At 65.4% G+C, this 14,308-nt stretch carries 18 protein-coding genes and 1 pseudogene; 7 read left to right on the top strand and 12 right to left on the bottom strand.

What is annotated here, in order from left to right; translation table 11 throughout:
• Positions 1 to 109: 109 nt before the first annotated feature.
• The 4 genes from ABN273_RS47565 to ABN273_RS47550 form a co-directional block, all read right to left on the bottom strand.
• Entirely contained in the window at positions 110 to 460 is a 351-nt protein-coding gene (locus ABN273_RS47565; RefSeq protein ID WP_349456215.1) for a hypothetical protein, read from the bottom strand.
• Positions 461 to 775: 315 nt separating this feature from the next.
• A complete protein-coding gene (locus tag ABN273_RS47560) occupies positions 776 to 1,036 on the bottom strand; it encodes a hypothetical protein (RefSeq protein WP_349456214.1) in 261 nt (86 codons plus the stop codon).
• 47 nt (positions 1,037 to 1,083) lie between these two features.
• Positions 1,084 to 1,932: a helix-turn-helix domain-containing protein gene (locus ABN273_RS47555; RefSeq protein WP_349456213.1), complete on the bottom strand. Its 849-nt coding sequence runs from the start codon at positions 1,930 to 1,932 to the stop codon at positions 1,084 to 1,086.
• Positions 1,929 to 2,453 (bottom strand): DUF6879 family protein, encoded by a 525-nt coding sequence (locus ABN273_RS47550; protein WP_349456212.1) that lies wholly within the window; start codon positions 2,451 to 2,453, stop codon positions 1,929 to 1,931. Before ABN273_RS47550 ends, ABN273_RS47555 begins: the two co-directional genes overlap by 4 nt.
• A gap of 278 nt (positions 2,454 to 2,731) precedes the next feature.
• Between ABN273_RS47550 and ABN273_RS47545 the strand changes: the two genes are divergently transcribed.
• A complete protein-coding gene (locus ABN273_RS47545; protein ID WP_349456210.1) occupies positions 2,732 to 3,169 on the top strand; it encodes a hypothetical protein in 438 nt (145 codons plus the stop codon).
• Here ABN273_RS47545 and ABN273_RS47540 read toward each other — a convergent pair.
• The 3 genes and pseudogenes from ABN273_RS47540 to ABN273_RS47535 form a co-directional block, all read right to left on the bottom strand.
• Positions 3,144 to 3,596 (bottom strand): annotated as a pseudogene (locus tag ABN273_RS47540) (IS5 family transposase); the annotation flags it as partial. The gene ABN273_RS47545 and the pseudogene ABN273_RS47540 sit on opposite strands and share 26 nt — an antisense overlap.
• A 101-nt stretch (positions 3,597 to 3,697) precedes the next feature.
• Positions 3,698 to 3,895 (bottom strand): UTRA domain-containing protein, encoded by a 198-nt coding sequence (locus tag ABN273_RS59905; protein ID WP_502911244.1) that lies wholly within the window; start codon positions 3,893 to 3,895, stop codon positions 3,698 to 3,700.
• 29 nt (positions 3,896 to 3,924) lie between these two features.
• On the bottom strand, positions 3,925 to 4,698 hold the full coding sequence (locus tag ABN273_RS47535) for a transposase family protein (RefSeq protein WP_349456208.1): 774 nt from the start codon (positions 4,696 to 4,698) through the stop codon (positions 3,925 to 3,927).
• A gap of 257 nt (positions 4,699 to 4,955) precedes the next feature.
• On the opposite strand from ABN273_RS47535, the gene ABN273_RS47530 reads away from it, so the two are divergent.
• Positions 4,956 to 5,402 (top strand): hypothetical protein, encoded by a 447-nt coding sequence (locus ABN273_RS47530; protein ID WP_349456207.1) that lies wholly within the window; start codon positions 4,956 to 4,958, stop codon positions 5,400 to 5,402.
• Between the two features lie 387 nt (positions 5,403 to 5,789).
• On the opposite strand, the gene ABN273_RS47525 is transcribed toward ABN273_RS47530, so the two are convergent.
• Complete coding sequence (locus tag ABN273_RS47525) at positions 5,790 to 6,371, bottom strand: hypothetical protein (protein WP_349456206.1); 582 nt, start codon at positions 6,369 to 6,371, stop codon at positions 5,790 to 5,792.
• A gap of 415 nt (positions 6,372 to 6,786) precedes the next feature.
• Here ABN273_RS47525 and ABN273_RS47520 point away from each other — a divergent pair, with 415 nt between their 5' ends.
• Positions 6,787 to 7,275, top strand: coding sequence for a GNAT family N-acetyltransferase (locus ABN273_RS47520; RefSeq protein ID WP_349456205.1), 489 nt, complete (start codon positions 6,787 to 6,789; stop codon positions 7,273 to 7,275).
• Positions 7,276 to 7,493: 218 nt separating this feature from the next.
• Here the strand turns inward: ABN273_RS47520 and ABN273_RS47515 are convergent, their stop codons facing one another.
• Positions 7,494 to 7,934, bottom strand: a complete 441-nt coding sequence (locus ABN273_RS47515) for a DUF6196 family protein (protein ID WP_349456204.1) — start codon at positions 7,932 to 7,934, stop codon at positions 7,494 to 7,496.
• A gap of 426 nt (positions 7,935 to 8,360) precedes the next feature.
• Between ABN273_RS47515 and ABN273_RS47510 the strand changes: the two genes are divergently transcribed.
• Positions 8,361 to 9,065, top strand: a complete 705-nt coding sequence (locus ABN273_RS47510) for a cytidylate kinase family protein (protein WP_349456203.1) — start codon at positions 8,361 to 8,363, stop codon at positions 9,063 to 9,065.
• 175 nt (positions 9,066 to 9,240) lie between these two features.
• On the opposite strand, the gene ABN273_RS47505 is transcribed toward ABN273_RS47510, so the two are convergent.
• Both ABN273_RS47505 and ABN273_RS47500 read right to left on the bottom strand, forming a co-directional pair.
• Complete coding sequence (locus ABN273_RS47505) at positions 9,241 to 9,603, bottom strand: hypothetical protein (protein ID WP_349456202.1); 363 nt, start codon at positions 9,601 to 9,603, stop codon at positions 9,241 to 9,243.
• 542 nt (positions 9,604 to 10,145) lie between these two features.
• Positions 10,146 to 11,261, bottom strand: a complete 1,116-nt coding sequence (locus ABN273_RS47500) for a serine hydrolase domain-containing protein (protein WP_349456201.1) — start codon at positions 11,259 to 11,261, stop codon at positions 10,146 to 10,148.
• Between the two features lie 282 nt (positions 11,262 to 11,543).
• Between ABN273_RS47500 and ABN273_RS47495 the strand changes: the two genes are divergently transcribed.
• The 3 genes from ABN273_RS47495 (at position 11,544) to ABN273_RS47485 (ending at position 13,838) form a co-directional block, all read left to right on the top strand.
• A complete protein-coding gene (locus tag ABN273_RS47495) occupies positions 11,544 to 12,269 on the top strand; it encodes a GbsR/MarR family transcriptional regulator (protein ID WP_349456200.1) in 726 nt (241 codons plus the stop codon).
• Between the two features lie 121 nt (positions 12,270 to 12,390).
• The gene (locus tag ABN273_RS47490) at positions 12,391 to 12,696 is read left to right on the top strand and encodes a hypothetical protein (RefSeq protein ID WP_349456199.1); all 306 of its coding nucleotides are present in this window, start codon (positions 12,391 to 12,393) and stop codon (positions 12,694 to 12,696) included.
• Positions 12,693 to 13,838: a bifunctional WXG100 family type VII secretion target/C40 family peptidase gene (locus ABN273_RS47485; RefSeq protein ID WP_349456198.1), complete on the top strand. Its 1,146-nt coding sequence runs from the start codon at positions 12,693 to 12,695 to the stop codon at positions 13,836 to 13,838. The genes ABN273_RS47490 and ABN273_RS47485 overlap by 4 nt, the downstream gene beginning before the upstream one ends.
• Before the next feature lie 32 nt (positions 13,839 to 13,870).
• On the opposite strand, the gene ABN273_RS47480 is transcribed toward ABN273_RS47485, so the two are convergent.
• On the bottom strand, positions 13,871 to 14,212 hold the full coding sequence (locus ABN273_RS47480; protein WP_349456197.1) for a VOC family protein: 342 nt from the start codon (positions 14,210 to 14,212) through the stop codon (positions 13,871 to 13,873).
• Between the last annotated feature and the right edge of the window lie 96 nt (positions 14,213 to 14,308).

Below are 14,308 nucleotides of genomic sequence, written 5' to 3'. Positions count from 1 at the left end.
CCTCATCCGCCTGGATGCCTGGTGGAACGGACACCCGCTCGACCGGACCCGCACCAGCCACCTCGCCCGCCTCGAACTGGCAGAACTCGCTCTCGCAGCCTGAGACGAGTTAACCAGCAGGATCGGCCCATGGGATGCGGCCGGTTTCTGGGTCGGCGGCTGGGTCGCCGCATACCTGGCACAGCAGCTTGTCCATGCATCGCCACTGGCGGAGGGTGTTGAGCTTGCGCATGCGCTCTGCGCCGCGCCGGTCCGGCCGGTTCCGAAGGTCGCGGACGCGGGCGCGGAGGATGCTGCCCACACGGCCCAGCGACGGGGCGAGCGGGTCTGTGATCCAGTCGCCGGGCTTGGACGGCAGGTAGGAGAGCCGCAGTCGGCCCGCGTACGGCACGAATCCGATCGGGTCGGTCACGATCTCGTTGGCGTAGGCGATCGTGTACGGGACGGTCGAGTAGGTCACAGCTGTGCCCCCGCGTCCGTGAGGAACATCGCCAGGTTCAGCATTCCGGCGTTTTCGTCCGACAACGGCGTCTGGTTGGCAGCCCATTCGTCGCGCCGGGCGAACCACAGGGGCACGGATCGGAAGGTGCGCTCAGTCCTGAGCCGCCACACTGTCCAGCCGGGACGTGCGCGCATCAGCAGGGCGCACATCGCCTGCGCGTTTTCTGGGATGTCGTAGTAGGCGACGACCCAGTCAGGTGTTGGAGATGCGGCGGCACGACGGCGGACCCTAGGGAAGGCTTGTCGCCGGCGTGGTCTGGTGTGGCTCGGCGGCTCATGAGCGCACACCCCAGGCGTGAAGGATGCGCGTCATTGGGGCCTCGACTTTCTCCAGCTGCTCGAACGTTGGCGCGGTGACGGTCTGGCCGGTGCTTTTGTGCACGGCCGACCATGAGCCGTCCGCCAACTGCTCGACGTCGCGGAATCCGACGATGCGGTGTTCGGTCTGCCAGCGCCGAGTCACGTCGCCGCTGGCAGACCTGCTCGTGGCGCCCTTCGCGGGCGATGTGGGGGATGCGGACCCGTGACTGTCCATAGCGAGGACGCTACGAACCACGCCAGGCTGAGCTCAATGAAGTTGCTTCAGATTTCTTCTTGATCGCGAAGTGCTCGCCCAATCAGCTCGCGGGCCGACTCGCCGTGCACGGCCAGGGCAAGGAGCCGATCGAACGCCTTCTCGTAGATGGCAACCTCGTGGCGCTGCTGCAGGGTGAGTTCGGCGGTGTACGTGGCCACGGTCACCATCCGGCTGTCGTAGATGGTGAAGGCGTTGTTCCGGGGCACGGTGTACGGCGCCGCAAGCGGCACGATCCCCAGGCTGATTCGCGGGGCACGGGCGGCCTCGAGGAGTCGCCGTAGTTGTTCGCCCATCGTGGTGCGATCGCCGACAAGGGTATGCAGCGCTCCCTCGCCGAGCAGGAACAGGAAGCGGCGCTGCGGGCGATCGAATGCCCGCTGAGCTTCCATGCGGGCTTGCACGCCCTCTTCAACGTCGTCAGGGATGCCGTGAAAGTCCACGACCGTGGACAGGATCCCTCGCGCGTAGTCGGCCGTCTGGAGAAGGCCAGGGATGACCGTAGGCTCCCAGGCGCGAATGAGTGTGGTCTTCTCGTAGGCGTCGATGTTGGCGCGTTGCCTGCGCCGGGTGCCGGTTTTGAGGGAGCGCCGCCAGTCCGTGTATTGGGCGTCGATCGATCGGACGGCGGTTATCAGGTCTGCGATCTCGCTTGGGAATTGGCAGGCCAGGCACCATTCGCGTATGTCGTCCTCGGTGGGGACCTGCTTGCCAAGCTCGATCTTGGAGACCTTTGACGGTACCCAGCTGCAGGCGGCGGCGAGCTGACGGCCGGTCAGCCCGGCATCACGCCGTAGGTCTCGCAGGCGGATGCCGAGCGCTTGAACGGCTTGCTGGCCAAGGAGGGGCTGATTCACGGGAGGTGCGCGGCGAACTCTTCGAGCGGTTGGGCGTGCTTGAGGGCCACCTCCCGCCACGCCCGGTGGCGAGAGACGACTTCGGGGTCGGTGATGAGCTCGGCGTCGGCGAACCTGTCGTCAACGTCGCTGAAGTGCAGCCAGACCAGGCGCGAATCATCGAGCAGCCATGCATCGTAGGGGCGCAGCCCGAGCCGCTCCGCTACGTCACGGCGAAGATAGCGGATGTCCTCGCCGGCCTGCATGCTGAGCCTGGCCACGTCAATGCCGTACCTGGTGTACTCCGATGGCGGCACGGACACGATGCGGACCCGCTGCCACGTCTTCCCGGCCGCGACATCGCGGCTGATCTTCTCCATCCAAGACCGATGCCACGCGTAGTCATCCGGCTCACCCATCTGCCACTTACGGAACGGCTCGGCGCCTACGGCGCTGTTGTACCGCTCGCGCAGCTCGAACCGGAACGCGCTGGTGGTGAAGTTGGCGAGCAAGTCGCTCAACTCGGTCTCGGACAGCAGCACGATCACCCCTGGGGGAAGTAGGGCAGGAGGTCCTTGGGGATCTCCACGATCACCTCGTCGGAGGCCAGGTTAACGGCATCGCCTAGCGCGGTGGGATCGTGACGACTTTCCCCTGAACGGCGATCGTGCCGCAGTCGGTCTCGTAGACGGCGGGACTTGTACCGGGATTCAGTTGCAGATGTAGCGCGGTTGGCGTTGGGCAGGTCCTCCGACACCGGCCTCGTGGCCGGATGCGCGCCTGACAGTGGGTTGCAAGCGGTTTTCCTAGACTGCCGATCATGCGAAAGTTCTCCGGATTAAAGACACTCGTCGCCGCCGCCGTCGCTCTCACCGCACTGGCTCCCGCCCCGGCGACAGCCGCCGCGCGGAGCTGCTACGGCGGCGGGGGAACGCTCAACACCAAGCACGGTTATGTCAAATACGTGTGGCAAGTGTGCGGTGACGGCTACGTCGCCGCCTCGGGCACTGTGAAGGACACCAAGCGGGATCTGCGGACGGCGGTCGTCGAGGTCAGCTTCTCCAAAGCGGGCAAGGGGGTCGGCGGCACCGGTGGCCGCGTGGAGGCGGGCCGGAAGAAGGGCAGCAGAGATTTCGGCTTCTCCGTCGCCGCCCGGCAGGGCGCCGACACGGTAGTGATCAAGGCTCGGCGCTGCCTTCCGGGCACCGCCCTGTGCAACAACACCAAGACCTTCACGGGTGTCTCGATCTTCGCGTAGGTATTGAAAGGCCGCATAGCGGACGCTCGATCCCGCCGCAGCGGCGGCCGCAGGCGAGCCTGCTGCTGGCGCATCTACGCGACCCGGACCGGCGGCTGTCGCGGCCGACGGTGTCGGCGCCCTTGACGCTCTGGGAGTCGATGACGCCCGCTGACGGCTCGTCCTCCCGGCCCGCCTGACGGCGTGCCTTGACTCGCAGCTCGACCAGCAGGGCTTCGGTGACACCGACCTGTTGCCACTGCTGGAAGTACCAGTACACGGTCTGCCAGGGCGGCAGGTCGCTGGGCAGGTATCGCCATGGGCAGCCCGAGCGCACCACGTACAAGATGGCGTTGACGATCTCTCGACGGGAGTGCTTCTCTGGGCGGCCTCCGGTGTTCGGCTCGGGCAGCAAGGGCTCGATCAGCTCCCACTGCGAGTCAGTGAGGTCTGAGGGGTAGCGATCGGGGGCATCCGGTCACCCTGACGACCTCAGCGCCGTTCGGCACGCCGCCACGCCGAACATCAATGATCTTCCCAAACACGCACTCAGGGCGACGTGATCGGCAGCCGCTGGTCGGCGATGTGGACCCGCTGCGGGTTGACGGTGCGACGCAGCAAATGGAGGGGCTGACCGGTGTCGTCGTAGGTGATGCGCGTGACTTCGAGGAGGGGACTGCCGCGGCTGACCTTGAGCTTGGAGGCTTCCTTTGATCCGGGAAGTACACCGCCTCCCGGTAGGTCCACAGGTTTTGATCAGTGACCCTTTCTCATCCTCAAGCCGCCTGAGCAACGCGGTGATTCTGAAGGACGGCGATGGCCTTGCAGAGGTGGCCGGCTTTGGACGGGCTGCAGCGTAGCTTGCGGAGGATCTTCCAGCTCTTCAGCTGGGCGTTGGCTCGTTCGCCGGGGCCGCGGAGCTTGGCGTGGGAGCGGTTGGCCTGCTTCTGGGACTCTGGTTTGTTCTTGCCCTTGTACGGGGTGCGGACCGGGCCTTCGGCTCCTTGATACGCCTTGTCGGCCAGGGTGATGATCCCGGCCTGCTCCAGCGCGCGCAGGATGCCCCAGATCCGGGCGGCGCTCAGATCGTGGGCCTTGCCCGGCAGCGCTCCGGAGGTCCACAGAATGGTCCCGTCCGAGGACGCGATGACCTGCACGTTCATCCCGTGCACGCGATGCTTGCCGGAGAAGTAGGGCCGGTCGGCCGCGATCCGGTCGATGTGAATCAGCGTGCCGTCCAGGACCAGGTAGTGCAGCCCGTCCCGCTTGGCCTTACGCAACGCCGCCGTAAGCTTGGGCGAGCGGGCCGACAGCAGCGCCACCGTCTCCTCCACATACCGCCACGCGGTTGCCGTCGACACCCCGAACCCGGCCCCGAGCTCGGCGAACGTCTCACCCTTGCGCAGGTAGACCAGCACCAGCAGCGCCTGCTGACCGGGGTTGAGCAGCCGCCAGACCGACCTCATGGACTTACGGCGCCGCCGGATCACCCCAGCGACGTAGTTCAGGGTCTGATGCGACAAATCGACGGCGGCACGGTAGAACAGCACCGGAAGCTCCTGGTTGCGACGGTGTGGGTTGTGGTGATCAACCCGTCTACCAGGAGCTTCTTCATGTCACCGGCCGAATACCGGCATTGCGATCACGCTGTGACCAGGGCACCGGCCAAGGAGCCTGAAAAAGGTTCAGTGCTCGCCGCTGTCGCTGGGGCTGGTGAGATGGGGAGAGGCCGTTCTCCCAGAAACGCATTGTTTGCCTGCCTGATCAGGGGTGCCAAACAATTCTGGCCCGCCTAGCGTCAACGACCATGAAGGGCATGCAGAAGATCGGCGCGGGGATCGCCGCTACCACGTTCGTCCTATCTGGGGGGTATGCCGCGCCCGCGCAGGCAGCCGCCGCCTACGTGGAGACCGAATGCTTCTACGGCAAGTACCGGGCGAGCCTGCGGGCGTACTACTACTCCGCCGACGGCCGCAAGGTGTTCAACCGGCTCAACTGGTACAGCTCCGGGCCCAACCTGGGCACCGACAACACCGTCCGCATCAGGATCCGCGAGCACAAGCCTTGGGGGGCAGATTGGACCGTGAAGGAGTGGATACTTAAGACCCGCAAGGGGTCCGGGGGACGCAGCATCAACATCCGGACCCACAAATACTACGGGTACTCGTACCACGCCGATCTGGCTTTCACGTTCGACCTGCCTGGAAACAGCTACAAGACCTGCAAGAGGAGCCGCACCAGAAGCGTCGGGTGAGGGCGCGATGCGGTAGCGGTGCCGCTTCCGGCTTGCTTCGGGCAGGCGGCTGTGTAACACTTCCGCGCGACGGAGAGACATGTGCCCTCGGACTGATCATGGTTCGAGGGCTTTCCGCTGTTCGGGGGTGTTCTTGTCTCCGGTGACATCGGAACGCTGATTAAGCATGATCCGCGAGGCTCTGCTGCACGCTGACGCGCGATGAGGGCTGTCCGAGAGTCATTGATCAATCCACATTTCGATCTTGTCGGCGTCGATCTCAGAGTTTTTGCAGGTCAATGACATGACGACAAAACCAAGAGCCGGTGACCCGTCGCTGACAGGTCACCGGCTCGTGCTGATCGCACCTGGTCGCCCTCGCCGCATCAGATAAGAAGTCGATGCAGTTCAGTACGGATTCGTACAGGCAATGGACATGTCATCGAAGCGCACCCATGTCTTGGTGCCGTTGCTGTTACCGAAGATCACCTGTAGATAGATGGTGCCCGAGTAACCTTGCAGGTTCAACCCGGACATAGATATCTGCTTGTAGCCTCCCCCGGTTATCCAGGGGTAGGTTTCGGCGATGATGTGCCAGCCGTTCGGATTCCACACCTGTAGGCCGACGAACGCGCCGGAATACAGGACGTTGACCCATACTCCCACCGCACAGTTGTAGCGATCGACGAAGCCGCCGTTGAGGGTTATTGGAATACGGTTGGCAGCCCAGCCATTGCCGACGTAGAGCCAGCCATTATTCACCCCCGAACGCGCTACGGGCTGGTTGATGTCGTAGCCGGCGATCCCATCGCCGTCGCCGCCACCTTCCCATCTGGTCTGAGGGATGCCCTCTAGGCCGTCAGTGCGCGACGTGATGCCAGCCTGTGCCTGGGTAGCGGTCGAAACCACGGTTCCAGCCGAAACGACCATGATGGCGACCAGCGTGGCTAACATCCTGGATAACTTCGATCTACGGCTCAGTACGTTCATGGGCCCTCCGCATCCCAGGTAAGTGAGGGGACTCCCCTCATCGTCATCGCGGCTGGGCTGATATGGCTTGAGTAACCCCCTACTCAACTCAACGGCGTTGTTTTCGTGGCAACCTCACGGCCACTCGCCGTCATTGCACAGGGCCTTGGACACGCAACGCGAGGCGAACGCTGCCCGGCGAATCGCCCTCGTCCAGGTTGGCTGGCGGCAGCATCGGGCGCGGGTCCCGGTGCCGTGACCATCACCCATGATCGAACGTCTGTACGTACGCTGCATGGCGGTCGAGTCGATCTGGGTCAACCGGCAGGCAGAGATCCGTCGTCACCCTCCGGTTTGCTGTTGATCATGCGATGCCTGGTGCTGTGACCGGAAACGATCACCCGGGTTGCTGGACTGACAGCAGTATTCTCATCCGGTGATTGATCATGGGATTCTCGACGGAACTGGTCGGCGCGTCACGCTGCGGGAGGTGGACGAGGAGAACTGGCGTGCAGTCGCTGACGTCGCGCCTCTTGACGAGCAGCGACGTTATGTCCCCGCCATGGCAGCCCGCTATCTGTTGCTGTCGATGCGTGAAGACAGCTGGAACTCGCTGGCGGTCTACGCCGACGACACGGTCGTTGGACACGTCATGTGGGGGGTGGACGAGGACGGCTCGCACTGGATCGGGGGAATGATGATCGATGGCTCGGAGCAGGGCAAGGGCCTCGGCCGCGCCCTCCTGCGCACCATGACAGCCTGGTTGGCGGCGCAGGAGGGCTGTTGGACGATCCGGCTGGCATATCAGCCGGACAACATCGTTGCTGGACGGCTCTACGAGTCGCTGGGTTTCCTGCCGACGGGAGCAGTTGATGGCGAGGAGGTCATCGCGGAGCTGGCACCAAGCCGGCTTGGTGATCATTGAGAGCCTGCTGACAAAGAGTTTGGTTGTGAAGGAGCGGTCCGGGGATCATCTGTTGCGCGACTCTCCTCGTGAGCACAGGGCGTCGCTGCGGGGATGACTACGGGCTCGGAGATTCGTCCGAACCGAATCTCCCGGTCTGCCCGTGGCGAGATGTCCTACTGCAGATCACCCGGCCCAGTAGCCCAGCGCACGATCCAGGCCCCGCAGGGATCACGACGTCAGATCGGTGCGGTACGTAGTGCATCGACTACCGCGATGGCCTCATCCAGCAAGTCGATGGGGCAGCCCCAGTAGTCGTAGATGCCGCCGCGGGCCTGGTTGCTGCCGCAGATGACGAACACACCGGTGCCTAGTTTGACTTTGAGTTGGCTGGCCAGCCAGCCAACGAAACCGCTGTTGTCCAGGTCAGCGGGGAAGTGGAAGGAGAAGATTCCGAACCGTTCGGCGCCATCGTGCTCTTGGCCGAACGGGACCAGGCGGCACCAGCTCTCGTTGTCTCGAACCACCGCCAGGGTCGTCGTCGTGATCTCAGGCGCCTGGTCGGTGGGAAACTCCTCGAAGCACCAGACGCCGTCGTGCACGACGACCTGGGCTTGGGCGATTACACCGCATAGACGCGCCTCCGTCTGCTCCGGAGTCTCTACACTGACGCTGACCATGGGCGCTCCTGAATCTTCCTGGCGATGATCACTCTCAACGTTGTGGTCGGCTCGCCTATTTCGCTCTTGACCGCACTCGCGAGTGACGCCCCGTGCTCTCCACGAGTGGCGCCCAACATCGCCCGGTCAGCGTCAAACCTCGGATGATGTTCCCGTGAACAGGAGCGGGCTCCTGATAGCTGATTTGTTGTCTACGCACCTCAGCGGCCAGGAGCCCGTGGTTGTCTGTCTACACCTTCGCGTCCTCGGACGCCCGCGGTTGCGCCTCTCCGGGGTGCGGATGTCATGACCGGAAGCCGACATATCCCTCGGATCTGACCGACGCCAAGTGGGCGGTGCTTCGAACGAGGCGTCCTCGTCGAACGCGAGCCGGCGACCGCAGCCTGACGTGCGGTGCTAGACAGATACACCGTAAGAGAGGCAGCAATGGACCAAGGCACCCGCGGCGAGCTCATCAGTCGGCTGGCCGAGGCGATCAGGTCCGTCACGACCGCGCACCCGCTGCGGGTCGCCATCGACGGGCCGCCCGCCGCCGGCAAGACCACGCTGGCCGACGAGCTCGCCGTCGTCCTGCGCGCGCAGGACCGCGACGTCATCCGCGCGACCATCGACGACTTCCTCTTTCCCCGTGCACAGCGCTACCGACGCGGCCAGTACTCGGCCGAAGGCTGCTACTTCGACGCCCACGACCACGCCGCGCTGTGCCGGGTCCTGCTTGATCCGCTGGGCCCAGGCGGCGACCGAAGGTTCCAACACGCGGTCTACGACAGAGACACCGACACCCCATCGTCCCCGCCGGCCACGACCGCCCCCGCAGATGCCGTACTGCTCTTCGACGGCGTCTTCCTCCTGCGCCCAGAACTCATCGACCAGTGGGACCTGCGCATCTTCGTGTCCGTCCCATTCGAGCAGACGGTAGATCGCGCCCGGGACCGAGGTGCAGCGCTGGCCGGATCCACCGCCGACACCGCCGAAATCGAACGGTCCTGGCGCAACCGCTATATCCCCTCCCAACAGCTTTACTTCGCCACAGCCCGCCCAACCGACCACGCCGACATCATCGTGTACAACGATCAGTTCCAACGGCCGACCTGGGAAGTCCGACCGCACTCATCGATACACAGGATTTGACAATTGCTCCATCGCCGCGGGGATGAACCTCACCAGACTTGACGCATGGCTTACCGGAACGCCGCTGACCCCGACCCGCACCTTGCATTTCGCCGCTCTGCTTCCGGCAGCATGATGAGATTCAACTAAGAAGGTGTCTGCAACTCCTATTAGCAGTCTTCAGCGCAAAGACCCGTCAGTGCAGCGGAACGTACGGCTCCCACAAGGCCCCAAGCGCCGCCACGGTTGCCAGGGCCACGAACTGCATGACCACGATGCCATTACGTCGGCGCCGCCAGGCAACAACCACAGTGACGATCAAGATCAAGGCCATGACTGTGAAGGAGCCGTAGGCGACCGCGGAGCGAAAGGTCATCTCCGCCTGCCACTGCGCGGGAGCGAGGTCTCCGCCCGAGCAAAGCCTAGTGGCACCGTCGCACAACACGCCCCGGTTGCGTGCCCAGTCGATGGCAAACCCCGCAGCCATCAACAGAGCCACGTCCCCAATCAGCACTGCGACAGCGGCGACGATGCGCCCGGTTAAGTCGTCCGTCTTCACGGGCAAAGCCTAGGGGCCGCGTGGATCCGACGTGTATCCCGGAGCTGGTTCTCATCCCCGTCCGCACAGGCGTGTTGGCGGTCTCAGCGGTGAAGCTGGCCAGGCACACGCCCCACAAAAAAACGTGAAATGGCCCAGTGATCACATCAGCGATCACGGGACCGCTTCTGTCTTATCTACTTCGCCAACGGTGTCCCTCTTCGGGAGGGGCGGGGCGCCCCGTACCCCTGGCCGGGCTCCCAGGCGTCCGTGGCGGCCCTCGACGTGCTGACCGGCATCTCTGCTCGCCTAACGGCAAGCGTCGGTCAGCTGCGGGTATTGCGGCAGGCCTCCTTTCAGCCGTTGCAGCAGCCTGGCGGCTCGCGCCAGGTCGCCATGGAAGGTGTAGTTGCCGGGGCAGGGTGACGCCGAGCTGTATCGAGGCGTCGCTCCACTTCAGGTTCAGGCGCTCGAACGTGGCCATGGCACGCTCACCCAGGTCGATCGCGTAGTCGAAGTCGCCCAGGTTGACGCTGCAGCGCATCACGTCCACGGCGCGCAGGTCAGGTGGCGGGGCGGAAGGCCGCGTCGAGGACGTCGATGAACAGTCCCGCAGGCGGCATGCCCCAGTCGCCGTTGACGTTCTGGGTGAGAACGCGCTTGCCGTCACGCGTGCCGTACAGGTACGACCAGGTGCCGTTGATCATGCCGCCGTGACCGTACACGGTGGTGCCGCAGGGCAGCGTGACCGAGGAGATGCCCAGGCCGTAGCTGTAACCGTCCAGCCACTTGCCGTCGGGGACCGGGGTCATGGTGAACATCTCGTCCTGCTGGGCGGGCGGCAGCAGCCAGCCCTTCAGTAGGGCGCCCAGGAAGGTGTTGAGGTCCGCGGCGGTGGAGATGATCTCGCCGACCCCGAAGGCGTACGACGGGCTCAGCTCGGTGACATCGTGGACCGGCGCGTCGGCGTCGGGCAGCATGAGCTTGGAGTAGCTGCTCGGGTGGGGGCCGCGGAAGCCGGTCTCGCCGCCGGGAGCGTAGGTGCCGGTCAGCTTGAGCGGGCGGGCGATGCGGTAGGCGACGGCGTCGGCGTAGGACATGCCGGCCGCCTTTTCGATGATCATGGCAGCCAGGACGAAGTTGGTGTTGGAGTAGCCCCAGTCCTGGCCCGGCTGGAAGTCGGCCGGGTGGGAGACCGCGATCTTCACCAGGTCCTCGGGGGTCAGCTGGTCGAAGCGGCGCTCCAGCAGCTTGGGCGTCCAGTAGCGCTCGATCATGCCCTCGTCGAGGGTGTAGGCGAAGATGCCGCTGGTGTGGTTGAGCAGCTGCCTGATGGTGATCTCGCCACCGTCGTGGCCGTTGCCCTGGACCAGGCCGGGCAGCCACTTCTCCACCGTGTCGTCCAGGCTCAGCCTGTACTCGGCGGCCAGTTGCAGGACCAGGGTGGCGGTGAAGGTCTTGGTGATGCTGCCGACGCGGAACTGCTCCTGCGGCGTGCGCGGGCGGCCCGTGGCGGTGTCGGCCACGCCCGCCGAGCCGAACCACTGCTGCGTGCCGTTGCGGATCTCGGCGATCATGCCGGGGTAGCCCTGCTCGGTCACGGCGGCGTCCAGCAGGCGCTGAACCTCGGCCTGGCCGGGGACGATCAGGTTCGCGGGGGTGGTGGCCTGGGCGTTCATGTGGGGTCTCCTTCGAGGGCCGGCGGGGCTGATCGCCCCGCTCTGTCATCGATCTTCGCGGCGATGGAAAAGTTACGTTGCATGCGAACGATCGTCAATCACGAATCTGTGAAGCAACGGAGATAGTGCAGTTGAAATGCCTGAATTCGTTGCATGATGATTGCCGATTAATGCAACGCGGGTCACCGTGAGTTGCATGTCGCTGCCGTCGGATGCACACTTTCCGTCAACCGAGATCCCCCTCGGCCGCGCGCGCGGTCGAGCGACCAGGAAGCGGACGCCGTGCCCGGAGACAGGCTCACCCAGCAGGACCGCCGTCAGATCGCCGACGGGCTGGCCGGCGGTCTCACCTACGCCGAGATCGCCCGCCGCCTCAAACGGCCCACCTCGACCGTCACCCGCGAGGTGATGCGCAACGGCGGCCCCGGCGCCTACCGCGCCGACCAAGCCCAGCGCGCCGCCGACCGGCCTGTCCACCGTCGCAGGACCACCTCCGCGGCCGCGCGCGGTGACGCCGACGCCTACGGGCGCGACCTGCAAACCGTGCGCGAGGTGGCCGGCCAGCTCACCGACCTGCTGGTGCAGTCAGGGATCCCGCAGATGATGGCCAAAGTGCTCGCCGCCCTGTACACCACCGACAGCGGCAGCCTCACCTCCGCCGAACTCGTCCAGCGCCTGCAGGTCAGCCCCGCCTCGATCTCCAAAGCCGTCGGCTACCTCGAAGCCCAGGAGCTCATCCGACGCGAACGCGACCCCCGGCGCCGCGCCGAGCGGTACGTCATCGACGACGACGTCTGGTACCAGGCCATGGTGGCCAGCGCCCGCGCCAACGCCCTGCTCGCCGGCACCGCCCGGCAAAGCGCCCGCACCCTCGGCCCGGCCACCCCCGCCGGCGTCCGGCTGGAGAACATGAGCCAGTTCCTCACCCGCGTCGGAGACGATCTGGTCCGCTCGGCCGAACACTGGCGCCAGGTCTACACCACCCCGCAGACGGGCGAGGACGGGTAAGCCACTCCGCTCGCCATGCCAGGCGCAGGGCCAGACTTCCTGCGGCTGCTCGTGAGCGCCCGCATGCCCTGTTAGATTGTCGTGCGATTGATGTTGATCTAGCAGTAGAGGCGTGACTCACGTGGCAGGGTTCGAGATCTACTTTGACACGCTCGAGGAGTGCGCGACCAAGGCCAAGGGAGTCGCGAACCAGTTCAAGAGCGTGGCCGACGAGGCTCCCGCGAGCGTCGGCACCTCCTGTTTCGGTGATCTCGAGGGCTCTTCCGGCAAGCTCGTCAAGGCCGTCAAGGACCTCGAGGGGAAGATCGACGCCGAAATGCGCCATGCCCAACAGAACTTGACCAAGGTCGAGGCGGCAATCCATCAAGTCGTCAGCAATGTCCGTCGGGCCGACCTCCCGACCGTGCCCCGGACGGAGCAGGCGTGACGTATGACCCCCTCGGCCCCATCCAGCGTGTCATCGACAAGCTGAGCGGCGACCAGGCCGAGATCTCCAGGATCTCGAGTCGATGGCGAACGCTGGCCACCAACATCACCACGGAGACCGGCGCTATCAAACGCGCAGCCAACAGGGTGGACAACGCGTGGAACGGCGCCGCCGCCGAAGACTTCGCCAAATACATGGCCAGATATCCCACGTCCGGCACTGAACTGAGTGACGCCCTGACCAGCTGCGCCGGCAAGCTGGATGCTGCGGGGGCCGCGCTCGAGACGGCCAAGAGCGAGGTCCAAGCCATCTACGGGGAGAAACGCGCCTGGCTGGACGAGCAGCGCAACGACCCCGACAGCAATACGATCTCGATGACGAGCATCAGGTCCCAGGTGTCCGACGCCCTCCAGCGGGCCAAGGTGCACACGGACAAGGCGACCGACGCCGTCGACAAGGCCACCGACGAGATCGGCAAGTACCTCGGCCAGGTTCAGTTCTTCACCGGTATCCCCGCTCCTGGTGATCAGGACTTCTTCCCAGGCAACAACTCCGCTGTGCGCTGGGTCCCCGACCCTGACTTCCAGCCCCGCACCTCGACCACCCAGCTGGCGTCCTACAACGGAAACGGCGCGCCGACCAGCTCCCCCGGGTATAGCGCGAACGGAGTGGGCGGTGGTGGCGGTGGTGGTGGTGGCGGTGGTGGCGGCGGCGGTGGTGCGGGCGCGCCTTCGCTGGCCGTCCCGCCGAATGCCCACAGCCTGGCGGCCAACCCCCGCGCTCAGGCCGTCATCGACTACGCCCTCAAGCAGATCGGCGACCCGTACGTGTGGGGAGCGACAGGACCCAACTCCTTCGACTGCTCCGGGCTGACACTGCGCGCGTACGAGTCCGCGGGGACCACCATCCCCCGGGTCGCCCACGATCAGTGGATGAGCGGGCCGCGCATCCCTGACGGCAATGTGAAGCCCGGGGACCTCGTCTTCTTCGACAACAACGGTGACGGCACCGCTGACCATGTGGGCATCGTGCTCGACCCCGAGAAAGGCACGATGATCCACGCACCCAGAACGGGCTCCGACGTCAAGATCGCTCCCTACAGCGGCAACCCCATGGGCTTCACCCGGCCGGGAGTGGACTGACCCTGGCCCAAGCGATCAGGTCTGAGGTGGCGTCACCCCGGGACGCCACCGAAGCTGATCTCATTGCCTTCCGCGTCCCGGTAGGTCACCTTGGTCACGCCATCGTCGTACGTTTCGCGCTTCGCGGGCTCGATGCCCCGCAGGGCGATCTCGGCAACCCGGTCGTCCAGGTCGTCGACGAACGACAACACCAGGGCGTTCCCCGCCCGCTCCGGCTGCTGGACGATGTAGATGTACCGGTGCTCGGCCACCTCCCACACCGCCTCGATGTCGTTCGGCAGGAACGCGGGCTGCCCGCCGAAGAGCTGCTCGTACCACGGCAACGCCGCGGCGTAGTCGGTGACGGGGATACCGGCAAAGAGGTCTAGCGCCATGTCGTCCTCCGCGCGTGGTTGATGTGCTGCCGGAACTGACCCCGGCAGCGTCGGAAACTCATCGGTGCCTGCCTCGCACGAGGTGGGCATCAGAGA

This window comes from Nonomuraea sp. B19D2, from assembly GCF_040137845.1.
Taxonomy (GTDB): domain Bacteria; phylum Actinomycetota; class Actinomycetes; order Streptosporangiales; family Streptosporangiaceae; genus Nonomuraea.
This window is presented reverse-complemented; position numbering and strand designations above follow the sequence as displayed.

Excerpts from the sequence above, each read along its gene's own strand:
- ABN273_RS47510 (WP_349456203.1), top strand. The coding sequence starts at position 8,361 with ATGGACCAAGGCACCCGCGGCGAGCTCATCAGTCGGCTGGCCGAGGCG.
- ABN273_RS47515 (WP_349456204.1), bottom strand. The coding sequence starts at position 7,934 with ATGGTCAGCGTCAGTGTAGAGACTCCGGAGCAGACGGAGGCGCGTCTA.
- ABN273_RS47500 (WP_349456201.1), bottom strand. The coding sequence starts at position 11,261 with ATGAACGCCCAGGCCACCACCCCCGCGAACCTGATCGTCCCCGGCCAG.
- ABN273_RS47480 (WP_349456197.1), bottom strand. The coding sequence starts at position 14,212 with ATGGCGCTAGACCTCTTTGCCGGTATCCCCGTCACCGACTACGCCGCG.
- ABN273_RS47560 (WP_349456214.1), bottom strand. The coding sequence starts at position 1,036 with ATGGACAGTCACGGGTCCGCATCCCCCACATCGCCCGCGAAGGGCGCC.
- ABN273_RS47530 (WP_349456207.1), top strand. The coding sequence starts at position 4,956 with ATGAAGGGCATGCAGAAGATCGGCGCGGGGATCGCCGCTACCACGTTC.
- ABN273_RS47545 (WP_349456210.1), top strand. The coding sequence starts at position 2,732 with ATGCGAAAGTTCTCCGGATTAAAGACACTCGTCGCCGCCGCCGTCGCT.
- ABN273_RS47525 (WP_349456206.1), bottom strand. The coding sequence starts at position 6,371 with ATGAACGTACTGAGCCGTAGATCGAAGTTATCCAGGATGTTAGCCACG.